21 protein-coding genes and 3 pseudogenes are annotated in these 21099 nt (G+C 73.2%); 13 read left to right on the forward strand and 11 right to left on the reverse strand.

Features of this window, described 5'->3' with window-relative positions; genetic code table 11:
- Positions 1-474, reverse strand: a pseudogene (locus tag ACFOWE_RS28845) (hypothetical protein); the annotation flags it as partial.
- A gap of 133 nt (positions 475-607) precedes the next feature.
- On the opposite strand from ACFOWE_RS28845, the gene ACFOWE_RS28850 reads away from it, so the two are divergent.
- The 5 genes and pseudogenes from ACFOWE_RS28850 (at position 608) to ACFOWE_RS28870 (ending at position 7594) form a co-directional block, all read left to right on the forward strand.
- Complete coding sequence (locus ACFOWE_RS28850; protein ID WP_377293345.1) at positions 608-3112, forward strand: GcvT family protein; 2505 nt, start codon at positions 608-610, stop codon at positions 3110-3112.
- Positions 3113-3334: 222 nt separating this feature from the next.
- A complete protein-coding gene (locus ACFOWE_RS28855) occupies positions 3335-4381 on the forward strand; it encodes a hypothetical protein (protein ID WP_377293347.1) in 1047 nt (348 codons plus the stop codon).
- 50 nt (positions 4382-4431) lie between these two features.
- Positions 4432-4713 carry a metal-sensitive transcriptional regulator gene (locus tag ACFOWE_RS28860; protein ID WP_377293349.1) on the forward strand — a complete coding sequence of 94 codons (282 nt, stop codon included), beginning with the start codon at positions 4432-4434 and terminating at the stop codon, positions 4711-4713.
- Positions 4714-4865: 152 nt separating this feature from the next.
- Positions 4866-5108, forward strand: a pseudogene (locus tag ACFOWE_RS28865) (heavy-metal-associated domain-containing protein); the annotation flags it as partial.
- Between the two features lie 260 nt (positions 5109-5368).
- Positions 5369-7594: a heavy metal translocating P-type ATPase gene (locus ACFOWE_RS28870; RefSeq protein WP_377293351.1), complete on the forward strand. Its 2226-nt coding sequence runs from the start codon at positions 5369-5371 to the stop codon at positions 7592-7594.
- 66 nt (positions 7595-7660) lie between these two features.
- Here the strand turns inward: ACFOWE_RS28870 and ACFOWE_RS28875 are convergent, their stop codons facing one another.
- The 5 genes from ACFOWE_RS28875 to ACFOWE_RS28895 all read right to left on the reverse strand — a co-directional run bounded on the left by ACFOWE_RS28875 (position 7661) and on the right by ACFOWE_RS28895 (position 11508).
- Positions 7661-8308 carry a Pr6Pr family membrane protein gene (locus ACFOWE_RS28875; protein WP_377293353.1) on the reverse strand — a complete coding sequence of 216 codons (648 nt, stop codon included), beginning with the start codon at positions 8306-8308 and terminating at the stop codon, positions 7661-7663.
- A gap of 27 nt (positions 8309-8335) precedes the next feature.
- Complete coding sequence (locus tag ACFOWE_RS28880; RefSeq protein WP_377293355.1) at positions 8336-9280, reverse strand: inositol monophosphatase family protein; 945 nt, start codon at positions 9278-9280, stop codon at positions 8336-8338.
- Between the two features lie 236 nt (positions 9281-9516).
- The gene (locus tag ACFOWE_RS28885; protein ID WP_377293357.1) at positions 9517-10131 is read right to left on the reverse strand and encodes an HAD-IA family hydrolase; all 615 of its coding nucleotides are present in this window, start codon (positions 10129-10131) and stop codon (positions 9517-9519) included.
- On the reverse strand, positions 10091-10825 hold the full coding sequence (locus ACFOWE_RS28890; protein ID WP_377293359.1) for a thymidylate synthase: 735 nt from the start codon (positions 10823-10825) through the stop codon (positions 10091-10093). The genes ACFOWE_RS28885 and ACFOWE_RS28890 overlap by 41 nt, the downstream gene beginning before the upstream one ends.
- Positions 10825-11508 carry a hypothetical protein gene (locus ACFOWE_RS28895; RefSeq protein ID WP_377293361.1) on the reverse strand — a complete coding sequence of 228 codons (684 nt, stop codon included), beginning with the start codon at positions 11506-11508 and terminating at the stop codon, positions 10825-10827. The genes ACFOWE_RS28890 and ACFOWE_RS28895 overlap by 1 nt, the downstream gene beginning before the upstream one ends.
- 493 nt (positions 11509-12001) lie before the next feature.
- Here ACFOWE_RS28895 and ACFOWE_RS28900 point away from each other — a divergent pair, with 493 nt between their 5' ends.
- The 4 genes from ACFOWE_RS28900 to ACFOWE_RS28915 all read left to right on the forward strand — a co-directional run bounded on the left by ACFOWE_RS28900 (position 12002) and on the right by ACFOWE_RS28915 (position 14871).
- Positions 12002-12415, forward strand: coding sequence for a ribonuclease domain-containing protein (locus ACFOWE_RS28900; protein ID WP_377293363.1), 414 nt, complete (start codon positions 12002-12004; stop codon positions 12413-12415).
- Between the two features lie 7 nt (positions 12416-12422).
- Positions 12423-12803 carry a barstar family protein gene (locus ACFOWE_RS28905; protein WP_377293365.1) on the forward strand — a complete coding sequence of 127 codons (381 nt, stop codon included), beginning with the start codon at positions 12423-12425 and terminating at the stop codon, positions 12801-12803.
- Positions 12804-12987: 184 nt separating this feature from the next.
- The gene (locus tag ACFOWE_RS28910) at positions 12988-13626 is read left to right on the forward strand and encodes a LysE family translocator (protein ID WP_377293367.1); all 639 of its coding nucleotides are present in this window, start codon (positions 12988-12990) and stop codon (positions 13624-13626) included.
- Positions 13627-13785: 159 nt separating this feature from the next.
- Positions 13786-14871 (forward strand): calcium:proton antiporter, encoded by a 1086-nt coding sequence (locus ACFOWE_RS28915; RefSeq protein WP_377293369.1) that lies wholly within the window; start codon positions 13786-13788, stop codon positions 14869-14871.
- A 131-nt stretch (positions 14872-15002) separates the two neighbouring features.
- Here the strand turns inward: ACFOWE_RS28915 and ACFOWE_RS28920 are convergent, their stop codons facing one another.
- The gene (locus tag ACFOWE_RS28920) at positions 15003-15245 is read right to left on the reverse strand and encodes a hypothetical protein (protein WP_377293371.1); all 243 of its coding nucleotides are present in this window, start codon (positions 15243-15245) and stop codon (positions 15003-15005) included.
- A gap of 208 nt (positions 15246-15453) precedes the next feature.
- Here ACFOWE_RS28920 and ACFOWE_RS28925 point away from each other — a divergent pair, with 208 nt between their 5' ends.
- Both ACFOWE_RS28925 and ACFOWE_RS28930 read left to right on the forward strand, forming a co-directional pair.
- Positions 15454-16053 (forward strand): DUF1349 domain-containing protein, encoded by a 600-nt coding sequence (locus tag ACFOWE_RS28925; RefSeq protein WP_377293373.1) that lies wholly within the window; start codon positions 15454-15456, stop codon positions 16051-16053.
- Positions 16054-16083: 30 nt separating this feature from the next.
- Positions 16084-16452, forward strand: coding sequence for a nuclear transport factor 2 family protein (locus tag ACFOWE_RS28930; RefSeq protein ID WP_377293374.1), 369 nt, complete (start codon positions 16084-16086; stop codon positions 16450-16452).
- Between the two features lie 47 nt (positions 16453-16499).
- On the opposite strand, the gene ACFOWE_RS28935 is transcribed toward ACFOWE_RS28930, so the two are convergent.
- The 3 genes and pseudogenes from ACFOWE_RS28935 to ACFOWE_RS28945 form a co-directional block, all read right to left on the reverse strand.
- Complete coding sequence (locus tag ACFOWE_RS28935; RefSeq protein ID WP_377293376.1) at positions 16500-18299, reverse strand: AMP-dependent synthetase/ligase; 1800 nt, start codon at positions 18297-18299, stop codon at positions 16500-16502.
- A gap of 308 nt (positions 18300-18607) precedes the next feature.
- Positions 18608-18805 (reverse strand): annotated as a pseudogene (locus tag ACFOWE_RS28940) (helix-turn-helix domain-containing protein); the annotation flags it as partial.
- Positions 18805-19302, reverse strand: a complete 498-nt coding sequence (locus tag ACFOWE_RS28945; protein WP_377293378.1) for a DUF2975 domain-containing protein — start codon at positions 19300-19302, stop codon at positions 18805-18807. The gene ACFOWE_RS28945 and the pseudogene ACFOWE_RS28940, both read right to left, overlap by 1 nt.
- A 220-nt stretch (positions 19303-19522) precedes the next feature.
- Here ACFOWE_RS28945 and ACFOWE_RS28950 point away from each other — a divergent pair, with 220 nt between their 5' ends.
- Together ACFOWE_RS28950 and ACFOWE_RS28955 are read left to right on the forward strand one after the other, a co-directional pair.
- Positions 19523-19876 carry an ArsR/SmtB family transcription factor gene (locus ACFOWE_RS28950; RefSeq protein ID WP_377293380.1) on the forward strand — a complete coding sequence of 118 codons (354 nt, stop codon included), beginning with the start codon at positions 19523-19525 and terminating at the stop codon, positions 19874-19876.
- Positions 19873-20367, forward strand: a complete 495-nt coding sequence (locus ACFOWE_RS28955; RefSeq protein ID WP_377293382.1) for an SRPBCC family protein — start codon at positions 19873-19875, stop codon at positions 20365-20367. The genes ACFOWE_RS28950 and ACFOWE_RS28955 overlap by 4 nt, the downstream gene beginning before the upstream one ends.
- Positions 20368-20430: 63 nt before the next feature.
- On the opposite strand, the gene ACFOWE_RS28960 is transcribed toward ACFOWE_RS28955, so the two are convergent.
- Complete coding sequence (locus tag ACFOWE_RS28960; RefSeq protein WP_377293384.1) at positions 20431-20973, reverse strand: DUF6461 domain-containing protein; 543 nt, start codon at positions 20971-20973, stop codon at positions 20431-20433.
- Positions 20974-21099 lie beyond the last annotated feature (126 nt).

Below are 21099 nucleotides of genomic sequence, written 5' to 3' on the forward strand. Positions count from 1 at the left end.
CGCCGGGAGCACGTCCTCGTAGCCGCCGGGGACGCGCAGGCCGTGCTCCCGGCAGAGGGCGAGGAACTCCTCCAGCTTCCGGAAGACGGAGAAGTCGTTCGCGAACCGGGGCCCCGCGTGCAGGCGACGGCAGGCCGCCGCGATCGGCTCCGGCGACTCCCGAACCGCCTGCGCGTCCAGCGTGACGCCGTCGAGGTACTCCAGCAGCAGGGCGCCGGGCATGCGGTGCAGGACCCGCGGGCCGACCCCCGCCTCGGCGGCCCGCAGGGTGTTGGTGATCTCCTGCTCCAGGGGGATGCCGAGACCGGCGGCCGAGACGCGCGGGTCGAGGACCCGCAGCAGCCAGCGACGCCCGTCGGCGGCCTCCAGCCGGGAGACCCGGTGGCTGAGGCCGCCTTTGAGGGGCGTCTCGGTGACGGGTTGTCCGGCCCAGTCGCGGACAAGCGTCAGGATGTGCGAGAGAGCGTCTGGCATGCCGCACTCCTTTGGCCTACCTTCAGACCATTGATCCGATTCTGCGGACGAGTCGTTACAGAGGCCGTCGCAGAGGCCGCCACAGAGGCCGTCGCAGAGAACGTCACAGAGAACGTCACAGGGGGGACCGGACGTGAGACTTCCCGGCTCCGCGCGGGCCGTCGTGATCGGCGGCGGCGTGGCCGGCTGCAGCGTCGCCTACCACCTGGCGAGGCTCGGCTGGAGCGAGGTGCTCCTGGTGGAGCGGCACGAGCTCACCGAGGGGACCACCTGGCACTCGGCCGGGTTCGTGGGCCAGCTCCGCTCCACCGTCACCCAGACAAAGATGATCATGTATTCGGCGGGCCTCTATCCCGAGCTGGCCGGGCTCACCGGCCTGGACCCCGGCTGGCGCGGGGTGGGCGGGCTCCGGCTGGCGACCACGCCCGAGCGGGTGGAGGAGTCGCTGCGCCTGGCGGGGGCCGCCGAGACCTACGGGCTCGACGTGGAGGTGGTCTCCGGCGCGCGGGCGGGGGAGATGCTGCCGCTGCTGGAGACGGCGGACGTGCGGGCCGCGCTCTGGCTGCCGGGCGACGGCCGGCTCGACCCGGCGCTGCTGGCCCGGGCCCTGGCGGCCGGGGCGGAGAAGCTGGGCGTGCGGATCCTCACCGGGACCCGGGTGACCGGGTTCGACGTCGCCGGGGGCGCGGTCACCGGCGTGCGGCTGGCCGCCCGGGACGGCGCCGGGGCGGGGGCCGGTCCGGCGGCGGGCCGGCGAGGGCCGTGGCCTCCGGAGGACCCGCGGGGCCTCCGGGCCCCGGAGGGCGCACCGGCCCCGGAGGAGGAGTGGACCGTCCGGGCCGAGACGGTCGTCATCGCCGCCGGGGCGGCCAGCGGGTCGCTCGGGCGGCTGGCGGGGGTGGACATCCCGGTCGTTCCGATCAAGCACCAGTACGTCGTCACCGAGCCCTTCGGAGTCTCGCCGTCCGTTCCCACGGTGCGGGACCCGGACAACATCGTGTACTTCCGCGAGGAGGGCGGGGGCATCCTCGTCGGCGGCTACGTCAGGAGCCCCGAGGTCTGGGACACACCCGCCCCGCTGGACGAGCCTCGCACGCTCTTCCCCGCCGACATGCCGAAGTTCCAGGAGTCGTGGGACTCGGCGGTGCGGCGGGTCCCGGCGCTGGGCCGTACGGGGATCGTGCGGGTGGTGCACGGGCCGGAGGCGTTCACCCCGGACGGGGAGTTCCTGCTCGGCCCGACCGCGGTGCGGGGCCTGTGGGCGGCGGCCGGGTTCTGCGTGCACGGGCTGGCCGCGGCGGGCGGCGTGGGCAAGGTCATGGCCGAGTGGATCGTGGACGGCGCGCCGGAGTACGACCTGTTCGGCATGGACCTGCGCCGCTTCGGCGGCCACGCCCGCTCCGCCTCCTGGGCCCGGGCCAGGGCGCTGGACTCCTACTCGAAGTACTACGACATCGTCTACCCGGGTGAGGAGCGCACCGCCGCCCGGCCGCTGCGCCGTTCCCCCGCCTGGGCGCGGCACGCGGAGCTGGGCGCCGTCTTCGGGGAGAAGGCCGGCTGGGAGCGGGTCGACTGGTTCGCCTCGAACGCCGCGCCGGGCGCGGCGGGGGAGCACAGGCCCCGGGGGTGGGCGGGACGGGTCTGGTCTCCCGCCGTGCGCGCCGAGTGCCTGGCCACCCGGGACGCGGCGGGGCTGTTCGACCAGACCTCCTTCGCCAAGCTGGAGGTGTGCGGGCCGGACGCGCTGGAGCGGCTCCAGCGGGCCTGCGCCGCGCAGCTGGACCGGCCCGTCGGCTCGGTCGTCTACACCCAGCTGCTGAACGCCCGCGGCGGCGTCGAGGCCGACCTGACCGTCACCCGGCTGGCCGCCGACCGCTTCCGCCTGGTCACCGGGACCGCGTTCGGCGTGCACGACGCCGCGCTGCTGCGCGGGCACGGGCTGGAGGCGCGGGACGTCACCTCCGCCCACGCCTGCTACTGCCTGTGGGGCCCGCGCGCCCTCGACGTCCTCGGCTCGCTCTCCCCCGACGACCTGTCCTTCGGGTACATGCGGGCGCGGGAGATCAGCGTCGGGAACGTCCCGGTGCTCGCCCAGCGGGTGACGTTCGTCGGCGAGTTCGGCTGGGAGCTGTACTGCCCGTCGGAGTACGGGCTCACGCTCTGGGACGTGCTCATGGAGGCCGGCGCGCCGTACGGCATGCGCCCGGCCGGCTACCGGGCGATCGACTCGATGCGGCTGGAGAAGGGCTACCGGGTCTGGGGCCTGGACATCACCCCGGAGACCACCCCGCTGGAGGCGGGCCTGGGCTTCGCGGTGGCCCGGGACAAGGACTTCCTCGGCCGGGCCGCGCTCGCCGAGCCCGCCCGGCGGCTGTGCTGCCTGGTCCTCGACGACCCCGCCGAGGTCTGCCTGGGCGGCGAGCCGGTCCGGCTGGACGGCGCGCCCGCCTCCCGCGTGACGAGCGGCGGGTACGGCCACCGCGTGGACCGCTCGATCGCCTACGCCTATCTCCCGGCCGGCACCGCCCCCGGCACCCGCGTCCGGATCGGCGTCACCGGCGTCTGGGTGGACGCCGTCGTGGCGGCGGAACCCCTCTACGACCCGGCCTCCGAGCGGGTCAGGAGGCTCCCCGCCTGACAGGCCCGCCGGCGGCGGGATCTGCGAGGTGAGGGACGCCTCCGCCGCCGGAGGACCGGCCCTCGCCGAGGAGCCGGTCCCGGGTCCGCCGGCGCCGTCCGTGTGCCGAGGCGGTCCGCCCTCCTCCGAGACATACCCCCCCGGGGTTGCGGAATCCTGTCCGGGTGTGGCATGTTGGGGATGTCGAGATACCCTATAGGGGTATGAACGAAGGAGGCGGAGATGAACGGCGCAACCAAGGTGGGCGCGTACGTGCTCGGGTTGGCGGCGGTGTTCGGCGGGGCCCTGGGCGTCGGCAGGGCCGTCGGGCCGATCGGGGACACCGCGGCCGAGGCCTCCCGCACCACGGCCGGGGCCTCCCACGGCACGGACCATGCCGCCGCCCCCGCCGCCCCGGCGGCGTCCGGCGGGGCCGCAGGGGTGCCGGGCGGGCTCCAGGTGTCGGCGGGCGGATACACGCTGACGCCGCGGACCGACGTCGTGGAGCCGGGAGAGGAGGCGGACTTCCGCTTCTCGGTGACCGGCCCCGACGGCCGGCCGGTGACCCGGTTCACCCCGCAGCACGAGAAGGAGCTGCACTTCATCGTGGTCCGCCGCGACCTGACCGGTTTCCAGCACCTCCACCCGGAGATGGCGGCCGACGGCACCTGGTCGGTGCCGCTGACCCTGCCCGAGCCGGGGGAGTACCGCGCGTTCGCCGACTTCGCCCCCGGGGGGAAGGCGGGCATGACGCTCGGCATGGACCTGTCGGCCCCCGGCGACTACCGGCCGGAGACTCTCGGGGAGACCGCGCGCACCGCCACCGTGGACGGCTACACGGTCACACTCGCCGGCGACCTGGTCGCCGGGCGGTCGAGCGGGCTCACGCTCTCGGTGAGCAGGGACGGAGAGCCCGTCACCGACCTGGAGCCCTACCTCGGCGCCTACGGCCACCTCGTCGCGCTCCGCGACGGCGACCTGGCCTACCTGCACGTCCATCCCGGCGGCGAGCCCGGCGACGGGAAGACCGCGGCCGGGCCCGGCATCACCTTCCACGCGGAGGTGCCCAGCCCGGGGGCCTACCGGCTGTTCCTGGACTTCAAGCACGGCGGCACCGTGCGGACCGCCGAGTTCACCGCGGCCACCGCGGACGCGCCGGCCGGGCCGGCGTCGGAGCCGGAGGAGGGGGCGAAGGAAGGGCCGCAGGAGCCGCCCGCCGGGGAGGGGACGGGGAAGGCGAAGCCCGCGTCCGGAGACGACGGACACGCCGGCGACGGGCACGATCACTGACCGGAATACCCTGGGGGGGTAAGGTGTTGGCAGGGATGGGAGGGAACGACATGACCGGACACACCCATCGCAAGGACGACCGCCTGCGCCGCCTCCGCAAGATCGAGGGCCAGGTGCGCGGCCTGCAGCGCATGGTCGACGAGGACAGATACTGCATCGACATCCTGACGCAGGTCTCCGCCGTCACCCGGGCACTGCAGGCGTTCAGCCTGGACCTGCTCGACGAGCACATGCGGACCTGCGTCGCCGAGGCCGTCACCCGGGGCGGCGACGAGGCTGAGAGCAAGCTCCGCGAGGCCGGCGACGCCATCGCCCGCCTGGTCCGGTCCTGACGGCCACCCGCGCGGAGCACCGCCGGGAGCGCCGCCGCGGCGCCGGCCGCGGGGCGGCCCGCGTCACAGGGCCGCTCACGCCATAAGACCACTCGTGTCATAAGACCGCTCACGGAACGACCGATGAGACCACTCGAGAGGAAGAGAACACCATGACCACCGCGACCACCGCGACCACCGTGACCACCGTGACCACCGTGACCACCTACCGCGTCGAGGGCATGACCTGCGGCCACTGCGTCAGCTCGGTGACCGCCGAGGTGGGCCGGGTGCCCGGCGTGACCGGCGTGGACGTCGACCTGGCGGCCAAGCTGGTCACCGTGACCAGCCAGGGCCCGCTGGATGACGCCGCCGTCGGCGCCGCCGTGGACGAGGCGGGTTACGAGCTCACCGGACGCGCCGGCGCCCCGGCCGCGGAAGCCCCCACGGCCCCCGCCACCGGGCTCCCGGTCATCGACCTCCTGCCGGCGGGCGGGATCGCGGACGGGCAGGCGGACTCCTGCTGCGGCTCCGGCGGCTGCCACTGAGCGCGGCCGCCCCGTCCTCCCCCGGCCGGGCGGGCGACCGTACCCGCCCCCGGAGGAGACGGGGACCCCCGATTACCACTCGCGGCCGCGCGCCGCGCACGATTGAGTGACGAGTGACAGGAGAGGTCATGTCCGTGACCACCACCAGGCCGCCCGCGGGCGGCGGCGAGATCGAGCTGGCCATCGGCGGCATGACGTGCGCGTCGTGCGCCAACCGGATCGAGCGCAAGCTGAACAAGCTCGACGGCGTGACCGCCACGGTCAACTACGCCACCGAGAAGGCCAAGGTCGTCTACTCCGACGGCGTCAGCCCCGAGGACCTGGTCGCCGAGGTGGAGAAGGCCGGCTACACCGCCGAGCTTCCCCCCGCCCCCGAGGCGGAGGCGGCGCCGGAGGCGGCCGAGCGCGACGAGCTCGCCCCGCTCCGCCAGCGGCTGGTCACCTCGCTCGTGCTCTCCGTCCCGGTCATCGCGATGGCGATGATCCCGGCGCTGCAGTTCGACAACTGGCAGTGGCTCTCGCTCGCCCTGGCCGGGCCCGTCGTGGTCTACGGAGGCTGGCCGTTCCACAGGGCGGCCTGGACCAACCTGCGCCACGGCACGGCCACCATGGACACCCTGGTCTCGCTCGGCACCGTCGCCGCCTTCGGCTGGTCGCTGTGGGCACTGTTCTTCGGTACGGCCGGCATGCCGGGCATGCGGCACGGCTTCGAGTTCGCCCTGACCCGGGGCGACGGCTCGGGCAACATCTACCTCGAGGCCGCCGCCGGGGTGACCGCCTTCATCCTGGCCGGCCGCTACTTCGAGGCCCGCTCCAAGCGGCGGGCCGGCGCCGCGCTCCGCGCGCTGCTCTCGATGGGCGCCAAGGAGGTCACGCTCGCCTCCGGGAAGACCGTCCCGGTCGAGAAGCTCACGGCCGGCGACCTGTTCCTGGTCCGGCCCGGCGAGAAGATCGCCACCGACGGCGTGGTCGAGGAGGGCTCCTCGGCGGTGGACGCCTCGATGCTGACCGGCGAGTCGGTCCCGGTGGAGGTCCGCCCCGGCGACGCCGTGGTCGGCGCGACCGTGAACGCCGGCGGGCGGCTCGTGGTCCGGGCCACCCGGGTCGGCTCCGACACCCAGCTCGCCCAGATGGCCCGCCTGGTGGAGGAGGCGCAGAACGGCAAGGCCGCCGTGCAGCGGCTGGCCGACCGCATCTCCGGGGTGTTCGTGCCGATCGTGATCGCCCTCGCCCTCGCCACCCTCGGCTTCTGGCTCGGCACCGGCAACGGCACGGCCGCCGCCTTCACCGCCGCGGTCGCGGTGCTCATCATCGCCTGCCCCTGCGCGCTGGGCCTGGCCACGCCGACCGCGCTGATGGTCGGAACCGGCCGCGGCGCCCAGCTCGGCATCCTGATCAAGGGGCCGGAGGTGCTGGAGTCGACCCGCCGGGTGGACACGATCGTGCTGGACAAGACCGGCACCGTGACCTCGGGCAAGATGACCCTCAAGGACGTCGTCACCGCCGGCGGCACCGGCCGCGAGGAGGTCCTGCGGCTCGCCGGGGCCCTGGAGTCGGCCTCCGAGCACCCGATCGCCCAGGCGATCGCCCGCGCCGCCTCCTCCACCGCGAAGGTCGAGGACTTCGCCAACGTCGAGGGCCTGGGTGTGCAGGGGATCGTGGACGGCCACGCCGTGCTCGTCGGCCGCCCGCAGCTGCTGGCCGAGTGGTCGCAGCACCTGCCCGCCGAGCTGGAGCGGGCGATGACCGAGGCGCAGGCCCGGGGCGAGACCGCCGTCGCGGTCGGCTGGGACGGCGAGGCCCGCGCGGTCCTCACCGTGGCCGACGTGGTCAAGCCCACCTCGGCCGAGGCGATCGCCGAGCTGCGCCGGCTCGGGCTGCGCCCGGTCCTGCTCACCGGCGACCACGAGACGGTGGCCCGCCAGGTCGCCGCGGAGGTCGGCATCGACGAGGTCATCGCCGATGTGCTGCCCGCCGACAAGGTGGACGTGGTCAAGCGGCTGCAGGCCGAGGGCCGTACGGTCGCCATGGTCGGCGACGGCGTCAACGACGCCGCCGCGCTGGCCCAGGCCGACCTCGGCATGGCGATGGGCACCGGCACCGACGTCGCGATCGAGGCCTCCGACCTGACGCTGGTCCGCGGTGACCTGCGGGTGGCCGCCGACGCGATCCGCCTGTCGCGCCGGACGCTGGCCACCATCAGGGGCAACCTGTTCTGGGCCTTCGCCTACAACGTGGCCGCCCTGCCGCTGGCCGCGCTGGGCCTGCTCACCCCGATGATCGCCGGCGCCGCGATGGCGTTCTCCTCGGTCTTCGTGGTCAGCAACAGTCTCCGCCTGCGCCGCTTCAACTGAGCGGCCGGTCGTTCCGCGGCCCCGGTCTCCCGTGCGGGACCGGGGCCGCGCCGTGCGCGGGGCCGGTCAGCCCGCGGTCCCGGCCTCCGGCGTGAGCCGGGGCCGCGCCGTACGGGAGACCAGGCGGTGCAGGGCGACGACGGCGTAGCCGAGGACGGCGAAGGCGGCGGTGAGGACGACCGCCTGGAGCGCGACCCCGTCGTAGCCGAGCCGGTCCACGTCGAGGAACGGGTAGGGGTAGCGGCGCTCGGCGCCCGGCTCGAGCAGGGCGCCGCGGGTCAGCGCGAAGACGAGGTAGGCGAGCGGGTAGGCCAGCCAGAGCAGCGGCCCGGCCCAGCCGGGGCGCAGGGCGCGGTCGAAGAGCAGCCAGTCGGCGAAGGCCATGGCCGGCGTCACGTAGTGCAGCAGCAGGCTGCCCATCTGGCTGACGTCGTCGCCCCGGCCGTCGGGGAGCAGCCCCAGCGGGCTGGCGCCGTGGGCCAGCATGAAGTGGTAGACCAGGCCCGTGATCGAGATGAACAGGGTCACCGCGCCCTTGAGGGAGGCCGACGGCGCACCCCGGCCGGAGAGCTGCCAGGCGTAGTAGGCCGTCAGCATGATGTTGCTCTGCACCGTGAAGTAGATCAGCGGCTCGTTGCCGGAGATCCAGGTGCAGACCAGTCCCGCCAGTCCCGCGACGACCAGCACGGCGCGATAGATGTTCGTTCCACTCACGCGCCGACCATACCGGTAGGTATTGCACTAATCGGACAGCAAGGTCATCAATTCGCCGTAGACGGCCGGGGCGGCCACGACGAGGCCCTCGCCGTCCAGGTCCGGCGGGAGCGGGCCCGGGGCGAGGTTGCCGCGCCGGGCCCCGGCCTCGGTGGCGACCAGCCCGGCGGCGGCCACCTCCCAGGGGCGGAGCGTGCCGGTGCAGGCGTCCAGGCGCCCGCAGGCCGTCCAGCAGACGTCCAGCGAGGGCGCGCCGGAGCTGCGGACGCCCTCGCAACGGGTGAGCAGTCGCCGTACCCGCTCCACCACCGCCTCCACACCGGACCCGCCGGGGGACGGGTCAGCCACGGGCCGCGCGTTGGAGGCGCCGGGGGACAGACCTGCTCCGGGCTCCGCGCCGGACCTGCCGGACGGGCCCGCGGGCTCCGTGCCGGGCCCACCGGGCGGGAGGCCGAGCGGCTCCCTGCCCGGGCCGCGGGACGGGAGAACCGCGCCGACGACCGACCGTCCCAGACCCTCCGGCTCGCCGGCCCGGATCGGCCTGCCGTTCAGGAACGCCCCGCGCCCCCGGACGGCGGTGAAGGTCTCGTCCAGGAACGGCGCGTGCACGACCCCGGCGCGCACCTGCCCGTCGACGGCGTAGGCGATGGAGACGGTCACGTGGCGGTGGCCGCGGGAGAAGTCGGCGGCACCGCCGATCGGGTCCACGATCCAGAGCGGCCCGTCGAGGTCGTCGAGGTCGCCGAGGTCACTGAGGCCGCCGGGGCCGGGAAGAGGGGAGACGTCCCCCTCGGACAGGACCCGTCCGGGCAGGGAGTCGCGGATCAGGCCGTCGGAGGCGAGGTCCGCCACGGTGACCGGCTCGAACCCGCCCCGGTAGTCGGCCAGCGCCCTGCCCTCGGCCGAGTACTCGGTGATCAACCGGCCCGCGGCAACGGCGGTGCGGACGGCGAGATCCAGCTCGTAGGTCAACGTCGGACACCTCTCATCCGGGCGGGAACACCCCTGCGACGATGCCACAGCATCCACCGTGCCGTGTCCGGGGTCCGCGGTGGGTCCGTACCGTGTCCGGGGTCCGTGGTGGGGCTCGGGGGCCACGGTGGGTCCGGGGGCGGACCTGCGCCGCCGCCGCCGCACCGGCGGCTCCGGCGGAGCGTGCCGGGGACGCTCCCGCGAGGCTCAGAGGTGGCCGGAAGTCCAGAGGAGGCTCAGAGAAGTCCCAGGTGGGGGACCATCCGCTGGACGGGGACGCCGGGCACGGGCCGCACGCCGGTCCGGTTCACCCAGCAGAAGCCGACCCCGGCCTCCCGCGCGCACCCGCCGTCGCTCACCGGGGAGTCGCCGACCATCAGGGCGTCGTCGGGCTTGGCCTCCAGCAGCGCCAGGGCGTGGTGGAGCAGCGCGCCGTCCGGCTTGCGCAGGCCCACCTCGGGCGCGATCACGACGTGCTCGAAGAACCGCTCGATCCGCGTGCGGCGGAGCTTGACCCGCTGGACGCGGGCGATGCCGTCGGTCACCAGCGCCAGCCGGAAGCGCCGCGAAAGCCGCCGCAGGGCCCCGCGCGCCTCAGGGAACAGCACCGTGTTGCGACCCAGGGCCTCCTCGAACGCGGCGGCCACCCCCGGACCCGCGCCCAGCCGGGCCCAGCGCTCCAGGCGCAGCTCGGACAGCTCGATCCGGCGCTCGCGGTAGGCGGCCCACAGGGGCTCGTTGGCCGTGTGGAAGGCGCGCAGGAACACCGGGAGATCCGGCAGGGCGCCGCGGAAGAAGCGGCGGTGCACCTCACGGAGCGCCCCGTCCTCGGTCCGGGCGTAGTCGACCACGGTCCCGTCCAGATCGACCAGCAGGACCTGGTGACCCCTCGCCGCTGTCCTCGCCCTCGCCGAGCCCATCGTGCTCCGAACGCCGGAGGATCTCCTCGACCGTCGCCGCGTCGGCGACGTAGATGTGCGGAACGTCGATGAAGACCCTCGTTGACCCACATCCGACCCCGAGGTCGTCGGCGACCTCGCTCTGGATACTACGCAGGGGTACGTAGTTCAGGTAGGACGTGAGCACGTTCTGCGACCGGAACGCCGCGGTCATGACCAGCCGCCCGTCCCTCAGCCGGAAGGCCAGGCTGGTCAGGCAGGGCACGGCGTCCGGCCGCTCGCCGGGCACGGTCAGCGAGATCCAGGCGCTCTTGCTGTACGGCCGGGCGCGCAGCAGGCCGGAGACCCAGGAGAGCTGGTCGGTGCCGAGCAGCCGGCGGAGCCGTCCGCCGTAGCTGTACTTGAACGGCGGAACGACCGTGACCTCGGTGAACTTGCTGGCGTACAGGGCGGTCTTCCCAGCGTCGCCGTACGCCGCCAGGACCGGGTCGTCCCAGCCGATCCGGTCGATCTCGAACAGTACGGCCGGCGCCTCGATGACCGGTCCCCGGTCGTCCTCGGCGGGCCCGCCCTCGTCCCGCACGTGGCGCATCAGCCACACCCAGCTCTCCCCACAGGTCGCGAATCGTCGGAGGAGATCGGCCATCAGGTCTCCACGTTGGGGAAATGGAACGGGTTCTGCGGGAGCCGGCGCTGGCGGGAGACGTTGGAGCGCACGTAGTAGACGAGGTAGTGGACCAGGGTGAGCAGTGCGATGACCAGCAGGAGCAGGGTCGTGGTGGGATCGGCCCCGGCCATGCCGAGCAGGCCGACCGCGATGTAGGTGGAGTTGACCAGGGCCAGCATCATCACGTTGATCCCCGGCCAGGCCAGCGGGGCGTAGGTCTCCGGGTAGCGGGGGTCCACCGGCAGGTTCGGCGACCAGCCCAGGCCGGAGAAGTGGTCCTTGAGCTGGACCACGTAGAGCAGCCGGAAGTTGTTGATCGCCCGCGCGGTGCGCATGTGCGCGTTCACCGCCTCGATCAGCCGCAGGAACGGCAGCACGCTCAGCAAGCCGAACGCGGCGGTGGTCGCGAACAGGTACCACGGCACGGTGCTCCAGGAGGTGAGCAGCGCCGGGCTGACGACCTTCGCGCTCGCCAGCGCTATGGCGGCGGCGAAGGGGGCGGAGAGCAGGCTCATGGAGAGCCGGGTCATTTTGATGCGCTCGTCCTTGGCCGCGAGGTAGACGTTGTAGGTCCCGGCGAAGTCCACGGTGACGAGCTGGAGGAAGTCCTTGGCGTTCACGGGAAGGTCGTCGAGGCGCTCGGGCAGGGATTCGGCGCTCATGCGCGGCAGCATCTTCCGCATCGGGACCTCGGCTTCACAAGGGGCGAACAGACCCGGTAAGGAAATTTTGACGCACTTGTAAGCCAGGTGCGCGTCTTTTACCGACTTATCTCAAATAACTTTGCCAAGGTCACGGGCTCGGTGGGGGGAATTGCCGGAAAAGGTTCGCCCCGCACGCCGTACCGGGACTCCAGGGCGTCTCGCGCGGCCGGAGATCCCGGTGAGAGGAGGCGGTGGGCCGGCGAAGGGGTCGGGGTGCGGGGCCGGTGGAGAGGCCAGGGTGGGGAGAGGTCAGGGCGGGGAGAGGCCGGGGTGCGGGGTCGGATGAGGCTGACGCCGGCCGGGTCGCTCCGATGTCGGCCCGGTGCCGCGAAGAGTTCACTGTGCCTTTGGCGACCTTTGCCTTTATCGCCGGGAGTGGAGGGTGATCAAATGAATGTCCGTCTCCCTTGGTTCCGTCGCTTCCGCCGGTTCCGTCCGCAAGGAGGTCCTCTTGCGCACCCTGCACGCCCAGAGAGTGTCCTGGCCGGCGCGGCTCGCCGTCGTGCTCGCCGCCCTCGTGTCCCTGACCGCCCTGGTCGGGGTCGTCCCCGCCGAGGCCTCGGTCCACAACTCCTGCACCATCTCCCGCTGCTCCGACGCGCGCTCGGCCGCGTCGATCTGGGCGGGTAAGGGCTACCCCACCACCCGCACCTGGCACTCCTGGCCGGACGGCAGGTACAACTTCGCCGGCGGACGCTTCTACAACCGGGAGGGGCAGCTTCCCGGCGGGGCCACCTACCACGAGTACGACGTGTACTCGCGGGCGAAGGGCGCCTCGCGTGACGCGTACCGGATCGTCGTCAACCGCAGCACGGGCGCGGTCTGGTTCTCGCCCAACCACTACACCGACTTCTACCGGCTCTAGGACCTCCATGACATCCGACGCACGTCCGCTGCCGCACTGGCTGACGATCTCCACCGGACCGGCGCCGGCGGTCGTCGACGGGCGCGCGTGCCGGACCCGGGCCGCCTTCTTCGAGGAGGTGGCCCGGGCCCTGCGGTTCCCCGCCCACTTCGGCCGCAACTGGGACGCCCTCACCGACTGCCTGCGCGATGTGACGGCCCGGGACGGGATCGTCGCCCTGGTCGTGGAGCACGCGGAGGACCTGCTCGCCGCCGACCCCCCCGGACGGTTCGCCACCTTGCTGGAGATCCTGGCGGAGTCCGCCGAGGACGGCCTGGCCGTGACGCTGTGCGCGACTCCCGGTCACGACGTCCCGCTCCGCGACCGGGTCACCGCAGCCCTGCCGTGACCGTTCTGCCGTGACCGTTCTGCCGTGACCGTTCTGCCGTGACCGCCTCGTCCCGGCAGCCCTGTCATGACCGCCTCGTCCTGACCGTCTCGTCCCGGCGGCCGGGAAGGGGCGGATGGCAGGGCCGCCGGGAAGGGACGGTGCGGCGAGACGGCGGTGGGGCGTCCCGGTGCCGGTCCCTACGATGAAGGCCGTGGACATCATCACCGCGCTCGCCTCGTTCGCCGTCGTCGTGGGCTTCCTGACGATCACTCCCGGCGTCGACACGGCGCTCGTGCTGCGCACCTCCCTGCTGGCCGGGCGGGGCTCCGCCTGGGGGGTGGTCCTCGGCATCCAGGCCGGGACGCTCACCTGGGGCGTGCTCTCCGCGGCGGGCGTCTCCGCCGTCCTGGCCGCCTCCCGGCTCGCCTACGACGTCCTGCGCTGGGCGGGCGCCGCCTACCTGATCTGGATGGGCGCCCGCATGCTCTGGGAGAGCCGTAGAGCGGCCGGGGCCGCGCAGGAGGCGGCCGGGCCCGCGGCGGGCGGGTTCCTCTCCGGTTTCCGGCGGGGTGTGGTCACCAACCTCCTCAACCCGAAGGTGGGCGTCTTCTACGTCGCGATGATCCCCCAGTTCATGCCAGAGGGTGTGCCGCACGCGGTGATGGGGCTGCTGCTCGCGGGCGTCCACGTGTGCGAGGGGCTGCTGTGGAGTCTCCTGCTCGTCGGGTTCACCGCCCTGCTGCGCGGCTGGCTGAGCCGGCCGGCGGTCAGGCGCGGCCTGGACCAGCTGACGGGGCTCGTCGTGGTCGGCTTCGGACTGCGTCTCGCCGTGCAGGACTGAGCCCCGTGCAGGACTGGGCCCCGTGCAGGACTGAGCCCCGCGCGCAGGGGCGGGCTCCGCCGTACGGGATCGGGTCCCGGGGGACCGGTGCCGGATGCGCGGGTCGGCGCCCGTCAGCGGCCCGTCATGGACTCTGCCTGGCTGGGCAGGATGAGGCACATGGTCCGCCTTCCTGCCGTCTCGTGGAGTTCGGTCGTCCCCGTGCTCGCGATCGTGGCACTCGCCCTGGCCTGGGGGCGGGAACTCTCGGTCGCCGGGGCGCTGATCCTGGGGGTGTTCCTGGCGGGCGCCGTGCTCGCGGCGGTGCACCACGCGGAGGTGGTCGCGCACCGGGTCGGCGAGCCGTTCGGCTCCCTCGTCCTCGCGGTGGCGGTGACGGTGATCGAGGTGGGGCTGATCGTCAGCCTGATGGTCTCCGGCGGCCCGGGGACGGCCTCCTTGGCCCGGGACACGGTCTTCGCCGCGGTGATGATCACCTGCAACGGGATCGTCGGCCTGTCGCTGATGGCCAGGACGATCGGCGGGAGGGTCGCGATGTTCAACGCCGAGGGCGCCGGCGGCATGCTCGCCACCGTGGCGACGCTCGCCACGGTGAGCCTGGTGCTGCCGACCTTCACCACGAGCACGCCGGGACCGGAGTTCTCCCCGGCCCAGCTGGGGTTCGCCGCGGTGGCCTCGATCACGCTGTACGGGATGTTCGTCATCACGCAGACCGTCCGGCACCGCGACTACTTCCTGCCGATCACGGTCGGTGGGGACGTCGTCGACGAGCACGCCGCTCCGCCGTCGGCGCGGAGCGCCGTGCTGAGCCTCGGCATGCTGCTGGTCTCGCTCGTCGCCGTCGTCGGGCTGGCGAAGACCGAGTCCCCGGCGATCGAGGCGGCGGTCACGGCCGCGGAGCTGCCCCACTCGGTGGTGGGAGTGGTGATCGCGCTGCTGGTGCTGCTCCCCGAGACCCTCGCCGCGGTGCGGGCCGCGCTCCGGGACCGGGTGCAGATCAGCCTCAACCTCGCGCTGGGCTCGGCGATGGCCAGCATCGGTCTCACCATCCCGACGATCGCCGTCGCCTCGCTCTGGCTCGACGGAAGGCTGGTGCTCGGCCTGGACGCCACGCACATGGTGCTGCTGGGGCTGACGGTCGTCGTGGGGACCCTGACGGTGGTCCCCGGCCGGGCGACCATGCTGCAGAGCGGGGTGCACCTGGTCCTGCTCGCGTGCTTCCTTTTCCTCGCCGTCAGCCCGTGACCCACGTGCCGGTCGTGACCCACGTGCCGGTCGTGACCCACGTGCCGGTCGTGACCCACGTGCCGGTCGTGACCCACGCGCCGACCGGGATCCGCGGTCGCGGAATCCCGGTGCGGACGGGCGGGCGGGGGTCAGGCCTGGAAGGGGCCGCCCTCGACGTAGTCGGCGACGCCGTCGGCGTTGAGGTCGACGCGGGTCTCGTCGACGTAGCCGTCGCCGTCGTGGTCGAGGTAGACGACGTCGGTGATGCCGTCGCCGTTGGTGTCGTAGCGCTCCTCGTCGGCCCGGCCGTCGCCGTCGTAGTCGATCAGCTGGGCGTCGGTGTCGCCGTCGCCGTCGTAGTCGATGTAGTCGCTCGCCACGAAGTCGCTCATTGTCCCGATCCTTTCGGTCTGTGCCGTTCGCTGGATGAGAGTCGCATGCGAGCCGCTTTGTTACACCGGGATCGGAGAATTTTCTCGCCCGGATCTCTCCGGCGGATCACTCCGCCGAGGCGCCCGCCGCGGGAACGGGGTACCGGCCTCCCCTCTCCTTTGTCATGATCGGAATCTGCCCTGCCGTACTCCCCGGGAGGAAGTCCCCGTGAACGAGACAGCCGATCTGCCCGCCGTACCCGTTCCACTGCGCCTGCTGAACCGTCCGGAGAGCTGGAAGGTCGAGGGTGAGGACACTCTCGTCGTCGGCGCGGGCGCCCGCACCGACCTGTTCTCCGATCCCGGCGGCCCGGACCGCTTCGCCGACGCGCCCGCCCTCGTCGGCCGGCTGGACGGGGACTTCATGCTCAGCGCGCGGGTCCGGCTCGACACCCGGGCCACCTACGACGCGGGTGTCCTGCTGCTGTACGGCGACGCCGGCCGCTGGGCCAAGCTCTGCCTGGAGCTCTCTCCGCAGGGCAGGCCGACGATCGTCTCGGTCGTCACCCGCGGGGTGTCCGACGACTGCAACTCCTTCCCGGTGGAGGGCGACGACGTCCGGCTGCGGATCTCCCGCATCGGTACGGCCTTCGCCTTCCACGCCGATCCGGGGACCGGCTTCTGGCACCTCGTCAGGTACTTCGCGCTCGACGGGGACCTCGAGTGCGGCTTCCTCGCGCAGAGTCCCACGGGGGAGGGCTGCACCGTGCGGTTCGAGGAGATCCGTTTCCGCGCCGAACGCCTGAAGGGGCTGCGCACCGGTGAATGACCGCCCGGGCGCCGCCGAAGGATCGATCACATGACGGACGGATCCGAGGACGCGGTCCGGGCCGCGATCGCGGGAGAGCTCCGGCTCCTCGACCCGGAGGTCCGCTCCTCGGCGGCGCTCGCGGGCGAGCTCCTGGACCCGGAGTTCACCGAGATCGGCGCCTCCGGGCGGCTCTGGGACCGCGAATCGATGCTCACCGCGCTCTCCCAAGACCCGGACCCGGCGGTGGAGCCGATCACCGCGACCGGCATGCGGGCCACGGTCCTCGCCCCCGGGGTCGTCCATCTGACCTACGTCACCGACCCCGGCGGCCGCCGGGCACGGCGCAGCTCGATCTGGCGCCGTACCGGGCAGGGCTGGCGGCTCTACTTCCACCAGGGGACGCTGAGCGACCTCTGAGGGGGCCGAGGCGCGCGGTCCGGGGCCTCGGGGGCGGGGCGGGACGGTCAGGCCGGGCCGTAGAGCGCCTCCACCTCGTGGGCGTACCTGTCCAGCACGTAGTGGCGCCGGACCTTCTGCGTGGGGGTGAGCTCCCGGCCGACGGCGAAGGCGGCGTCCAGGAGGCGGAAGCGCCTGACCGACTCGGCCCGTGACACCGCCCGGTTGGCCGTGTCCACGGCCTCCTGGATCGTGCGCAGCAGGTCGGGGTCCTCGCGCAGCTCGGACAGGCCCGCCTCCGGCGGCTTGCCGTGGTCCTGCTTCCAGCGCGGGAAGACCTCCGCGTCCACCGTGATCAGAGCCCCCACGTACGGCCGGCCCTCGCCCACGACGACGCACTGGTCGACGAGCCAGTGGGCGCGCAGCTGGTCCTCGATGACGGCCGGGGAGACGTTCTTGCCGGAGGCGGTGACGATGATCTCCTTCTTCCGGCCGGTGACGCGCACGGACCCGTCGCCGTCCACCTCCCCGAAGTCGCCGGTGTGCATCCAGCCGTCGGGATCGAAGGACGCGGCGGTGGCCTCCGGGTTGCGCCAGTAGCCCGGGAACACGTTCGGTCCCTTGACCAGCAGCTCCCCGTCGGGCGCCACCCGTACGGCGTAGCCCGGCAGCGGCGGGCCCACGGTGCCCATCCGCGGACGGGCGGGCAGGTTGATCGTGTGCCCGGACGTGGTCTCGGTCAGCCCCCAGCCCTCCACCACGGTGATCCCGGCGCCGCGCATGAAGTGTCCCAGGCGGACGCCGAGGGGGGCGGCGCCGCTGACCGCGTGACGGGCCCGGCCGCCCATGGCCGCGCGGAGCTTGCGGTAGACCAGGCGGTCGAACACCGCCCGCCGCAGGCGCAGGAGCGGGCCCGGCCCGCCGCGGTCGAGTGCCTGGCTGTAGGCGACCGCCGTGGCGTCGGCCATCGCGAAGATCCTCCCGTGGCCCTCGGCCTCCGCCTTGAGCAGCGCGGTGTTGTAGGCCTTCTCCAGCACCCGGGGCACGATGAGCAGGAGCGTGGGCCGGAAGTCCCGCAGGTCGGCGGCGAGGTCCTTCAGGCTGGGGCTGTAGCCGACGAGCGTGCCCCGGTGCATGGCGGCCAGCTGGACGGCGCGCGCGAAGATGTGGGCCAGCGGCAGGAAGAGCAGGACCGACGACTCCTCGTGCAGGACCAGCTCGCCGACGCCCGGGACCCGCGTCACGTTCCGCACCTCCGCGACCAGGTTCGCGTGGGTCAGCATGCAGCCCTTCGCCGGTCCGGTGGTGCCCGAGGTGTAGACGATCGTGGCGAGGTCGGCGGAGGTCAGCGCCCGGCGGCGCGACTCCACCTCGGCGGCCGGGACCGTCTCACCCGGGCCGGTCACCTCACCGAGCCGGTCCAGGTGCCAGACGTGCCGTACGGAGGCCGTCACGGCCTGCCGTGCCACCGCCTCGCACCTGTCGTCGCCGGCGAACACCGCCACGGCGCCCGAGTCGGCGAGGATCCACTCCACCTGCTCCGCCGACGAGGTCTCGTAGATCGGTACGGTCACCGCACCCGCCGCCCAGATGGCGAAGTCGCACAGCATCCACTCCATCCGGGTGGCCGACATCAGCGCCACCCGGTCCCCGGGCCCGACCCCCGCGGCGATCAGCCCCCGGGCCAGTGCCACGACCTCCGCGGCGAGCTCCCGCCAGGTGAGCGGTGTCCAGACTCCCCCCACCCGGCGGCTCGCCGCGGCGTGGTCCGGCCGCCGGGCCGCCTGCTCGAAGACGTCGTCCAGCGCCGTGTCCGTCTCCCGGACCTCCGCGCCGGAACCCGCCGGCGGTGTCCGCCACTCACTCACCTGAGAGGAATGCCTCATATCTGCAATCTGCCCCGCTTCCGGCCTTCAAGACAGGGACGGTGGTCCTTCGCGGGGAGGGCAGTCAGGCCTTCCCGCCGCCATGACCGCCTCCACCGCCGCCTCCACCGCCGCCTCCATGACCGCCTCCACCGCCGTCGCCGCCGACGGCGTCACCTCTCCACGGCGTTCACGGTGTTCACGGTGTTCACGGCGTCCGTGGCGCCCTCGGCGTCCACCGCGCTCCCGGGGCCACCGGTGCCCCCGGTGACCCCGCCGGTGGCCCCTGCGGCGTCCCCGGTGTCCGCGGCCTCCCAGCGCAGCAGATCTCCCGGCTGGCACTCGAGCGCCTCGCAGAGCGCGGCGAGCGTCGTGAAGCGCACCGCCTTGGCGCGGCCGTTCTTGAGCACCGCCAGGTTGGCGGGTGTGATCCCGATGCGGTCGGCGAGCTCGCCCACGGACATCTTCCGCCTGGCCAGCATCACGTCGATGTCGACGACGATCGGCATCAGATCACGTCCTCCAGCTCGGCCTGCATCTGCGCGGCCTCGGCGTCGCGCGCGATGGCCTGGGCGAGCAGCATCCGCAGCACGAGCACGATGAGCGCGACCCCCAGGGCCGCCAGGGCGACCCCGCAGATCAGCAGGACCACACCCGGGGCGACGGGGTCGCCCGGCGCCAGGACGACCGCGAGCGCGAACACCAGGAGGGCGGCCGCCACGATCGCGCCGATGATGATGTGCACGTACCGGAAGGCGGCGGAGGAGAACACGGTCCCGCGCCGCACCATCGTCACCAGCCGCCAAACGCAGACCAGGACGACCTGGACCGTCACCACGCCCAGGAACGGGATCACGATGAGCGGGGCGCGCAGGTACGCGAACTCCGGGCGGAGCACGTCCAGGTCGGCGGCCCACAGTGGTGCGATCACCGCCTGCACGAACACCGAACCGGCGAGCAGCACCGCGAGCACGGCACGCAGCGCGAGCACTGTCAGTTGTCCCATCGCCTCTCCTTCTATCGAACAACGATTAAAATATATCGATAATCGATAGGTGGTGCAAGAGTCGGCCGGTGGAGTGGGACTCCGGGGCGAACGCGGTACCGCTCGTGGAGGGGATGGCCGTGCGATCCGCGCGGTGGGCGGGGAGGCCGCCCGTGCGGCGGTGCGGCACGGGTGTGCCCGTGCTTGCCTCCGGAGGAGATCGCCGCTAACGTACAACCATATGGTTGTAGATGAGTTGAGCGGGGCGGACGCCGACCGCGTGTTCCACGCTCTGGCGGACGCCACCCGCCGCGACATCATGGCCCGGGTGATCCGCGAGGGGCAGTCGGTGTCCGCGCTCGCACGGCACTACCCCATGAGCTTCGCGGCGGTGCAGAAGCACGTGGCGGTCCTGGAGCGCGCCGCGCTCGTCACCAAGCACAGGCGCGGGAGGGAGCAGATCGTGCACGGCGACGTGACGGCGCTCCGCAGGGCGGCCCGCCTGCTCGACGCCTACGAGCAGATCTGGCTGCACCGGGCCCGGGGTATCGAACAGGTCCTGACCGAAGACCGGGAAGAGGAGGCGGATCCATGACCGTGATCAGCTCGCACAAGGACACCGAGGCGCTGACGCTCACGTTCGTCGCCGAGTTCGACGCCGGCATCGAGCGCGTGTGGCAGGTGTGGCAGGACCCGCGCCTGCTGGAGCGGTGGTGGGGCCCGCCGACCTGGCCCGCCACCTTCGAGCAGCACGACTTCACGGTCGGCGGCTGGTCTCACTACTACATGACCGGCCCCGAGGGGCAGAGGTCCCACGGCTGGTGGACGATCACCACGATCGACGCGCCGCACCGGCTGGAGTTCGACGACGGCTTCGCCGACGAGAACGGCAAGCCCCTCGACCCCGAGGACGTGACCCACGGCGTCGTCACGCTCGAGCCGACCGGGACCGGGACGCGCATGACGACGGTCTCGACCTTCACCAGCGTCGAGCAGCTCGAGCGGATGGCGGACATGGGCATGGAGGAGGGCATGCGCCTGGCCATGGGCCAGATCGACGACGTGCTCGCCGCCGCCCCGCGCTGAACCGCGCCTTCCGTGCCCTGCCCCGTGCCCGTGCGGGGCGGCCCCGCCCCGCACGGGCACGGCTCACTGGAGGTGGTCGCTCGCGCCGCTCAGCGCGGCGCGGCCGTAGTGCCCGCGCGTGAAGCGCACACCGGTGGCGCGGGAGGCGAGGGCGAGGGCCGCGGGGACGGGGTCGGCGGGATCGTCGCGGTCGAGCCCCAGCTCCCGGAGGTCGGGGAGGAGACGCCCGGGGAGGTCCCCGTCGCGGTAGGCGTAGCCGCCGCCGTACAGTCCGAACTTGGTGATCGGCTCCCCGTCGGCGAGGAGGCTGAAGCCGTCGTCACCGACGTTGGAGAACACCGCGGCCATCGTCGTGCCCGACGACAGCAGCCCCGGCGCCGCGCCCACCGACGTGCCCCACCCGTAGTCGATCAGGACCGTCCCGCCGCCCGCCGCGTAGGCCTCGACGCCGAAGTCACCGACGGTCCCGGGGACGACGTCGATCCGGCGCAGCACCTCGCGGGGCGGCAGGCCCTGCACGAAGCTCACGCAGAGCCAGGTGTCACCGACGCCGTCGGTGAACTCCTGATGGAGCCATTCGTACTCTCCCGCCGTCGCGCCGCTCATCGCCCCGCCTCTCCTGAAGGACCGAACCGCAGGGATCCTCGCAGCGGGAGCCGACAATCCTCCGCCGGGAGCCGCGCCGTACCCGCGCCGACGGCACAGGGAGGCCGCGGTCCGGGCGCCCGGCGC

The sequence above is a fragment of the Planomonospora corallina genome (assembly GCF_042650625.1).
GTDB lineage: Bacteria > Actinomycetota > Actinomycetes > Streptosporangiales > Streptosporangiaceae > Planomonospora_B > Planomonospora_B corallina.

Excerpts from the sequence above, each read along its gene's own strand:
- ACFOWE_RS28950 (WP_377293380.1), top strand. The coding sequence starts at position 19,523 with ATGGTTGTAGATGAGTTGAGCGGGGCGGACGCCGACCGCGTGTTCCAC.
- ACFOWE_RS28895 (WP_377293361.1), bottom strand. The coding sequence starts at position 11,508 with ATGAGCGCCGAATCCCTGCCCGAGCGCCTCGACGACCTTCCCGTGAAC.
- ACFOWE_RS28915 (WP_377293369.1), top strand. The coding sequence starts at position 13,786 with ATGGTCCGCCTTCCTGCCGTCTCGTGGAGTTCGGTCGTCCCCGTGCTC.
- ACFOWE_RS28905 (WP_377293365.1), top strand. The coding sequence starts at position 12,423 with ATGACATCCGACGCACGTCCGCTGCCGCACTGGCTGACGATCTCCACC.
- ACFOWE_RS28855 (WP_377293347.1), top strand. The coding sequence starts at position 3,335 with ATGAACGGCGCAACCAAGGTGGGCGCGTACGTGCTCGGGTTGGCGGCG.
- ACFOWE_RS28945 (WP_377293378.1), bottom strand. The coding sequence starts at position 19,302 with ATGGGACAACTGACAGTGCTCGCGCTGCGTGCCGTGCTCGCGGTGCTG.
- ACFOWE_RS28930 (WP_377293374.1), top strand. The coding sequence starts at position 16,084 with ATGACGGACGGATCCGAGGACGCGGTCCGGGCCGCGATCGCGGGAGAG.
- ACFOWE_RS28960 (WP_377293384.1), bottom strand. The coding sequence starts at position 20,973 with ATGAGCGGCGCGACGGCGGGAGAGTACGAATGGCTCCATCAGGAGTTC.
- ACFOWE_RS28890 (WP_377293359.1), bottom strand. The coding sequence starts at position 10,825 with ATGGCCGATCTCCTCCGACGATTCGCGACCTGTGGGGAGAGCTGGGTG.
- ACFOWE_RS28955 (WP_377293382.1), top strand. The coding sequence starts at position 19,873 with ATGACCGTGATCAGCTCGCACAAGGACACCGAGGCGCTGACGCTCACG.
- ACFOWE_RS28860 (WP_377293349.1), top strand. The coding sequence starts at position 4,432 with ATGACCGGACACACCCATCGCAAGGACGACCGCCTGCGCCGCCTCCGC.
- ACFOWE_RS28870 (WP_377293351.1), top strand. The coding sequence starts at position 5,369 with ATGTCCGTGACCACCACCAGGCCGCCCGCGGGCGGCGGCGAGATCGAG.
- ACFOWE_RS28910 (WP_377293367.1), top strand. The coding sequence starts at position 12,988 with ATGAAGGCCGTGGACATCATCACCGCGCTCGCCTCGTTCGCCGTCGTC.
- ACFOWE_RS28920 (WP_377293371.1), bottom strand. The coding sequence starts at position 15,245 with ATGAGCGACTTCGTGGCGAGCGACTACATCGACTACGACGGCGACGGC.